The organism is Leptospira soteropolitanensis, from assembly GCF_026151655.1.
Taxonomy (GTDB): Bacteria; Spirochaetota; Leptospiria; order Leptospirales; family Leptospiraceae; genus Leptospira_A; species Leptospira_A soteropolitanensis.
The window spans coordinates 1-1,108 of record NZ_JAMQPN010000068.1 but is presented as its reverse complement, the minus strand read 5'-3'; the positions used below and the strand labels follow the sequence as shown (position 1 = coordinate 1,108).

The 1,108-nt window shown below is 25.3% G+C and carries 1 protein-coding gene; it reads left to right on the top strand.

Going from position 1 to position 1,108, the window contains the following annotated elements:
- Window positions 1-119: 119 nt before the first annotated feature.
- A complete protein-coding gene (locus ND811_RS19325; RefSeq protein WP_265353606.1) occupies window positions 120-1,106 on the top strand; it encodes a protein kinase domain-containing protein in 987 nt (328 codons plus the stop codon).
- Window positions 1,107-1,108: the final 2 nt, after the last annotated feature.

The following is a 1,108-nucleotide window of genomic DNA, read 5'->3' as shown; positions in this document are numbered from 1 at the left end:
TTCGTTATACGACATAGCTTAAATCTTAAAAGAACATCTTAGTTGGAAAGAATTTGTGCACTTATAGTACAAATAAATTAATATAAGTATTTTCAATTTTTTTATAAATCGGAAGAAAAATGCATAATCTTTCAAATAATTATTCGGATACATTTGAAGATGGAAGTCTTCTCATAGCAGAAAAAAGATTTAATATTCCAGGATATAGAATCATTGAACAAATTGGAAGAGGAGCGAATGCCACTGTTTTTAAAGCTTTTGATGAAAAATTAAAGAGAGAAGTAGCAATAAAAGTATGGAATAAACATGGGGATAAACGCGCTTTGGAAGAAACTATTAAAATAGCTTCTTTAAACCATCCGTTAGTTATTAATACTTATAATTTTGATATGATTAACAATCATCCTTATTCAATTATGGAAATTATTTATGGACAAAATGGTAAAAATTGGTTAAAAGAACATCAAAGTATAGAAAAAAGATTAGAAATTTGGAAGTTATACTCAAAATCATTAAACTATATTTACTCCAAAGATATGATTCACGGAGATCCACATTTAGGAAATATCTTAATCTTCAATGATGTAGAAAATATCTATAATTATAACCAATATAAATTAAGTCTAAAATTAGCAGATACAGGAACGAGTAAATTTTTCACAACCAAGAAAAAAACATTAAAAAGGGAGAGAAAGATCATTATTGAAACTGCAGAAAGATTATTTGAGGATCAACGAATTAATTTATTGTGGTTTTTACCTGATAATCTGGATCACAAAATTATTCTTTCGATATTAGATAATATAATTCAATTTATTTATACACTAAATTGTTTAATTGATTATGATCGCAAAGCTGAAATTTCGGACCGCATTGTCAATATATTACTTGAAACTCCATTATTTAATTTGGATGAAGTCTTAAATCAAATAAAACAAAATGAATTTCCACCTACTGAACGTATCATTCGAAAATTAAATTTTAAACTATACAATATGAATTTTGATCAATTAATGGAAGCAAAAACTACCATAGATGAAGATTCGAAATTAATATATCAAAGAAGAAAAGAAGATTTTATTTCTAAATTAAAACAAAAAAAATAAAC

Bases quoted from the DNA above. Each gene is read 5' to 3' on its own strand.
- ND811_RS19325 (WP_265353606.1), top strand. From the start codon at position 120: ATGCATAATCTTTCAAATAATTATTCGGATACATTTGAAGATGGAAGT.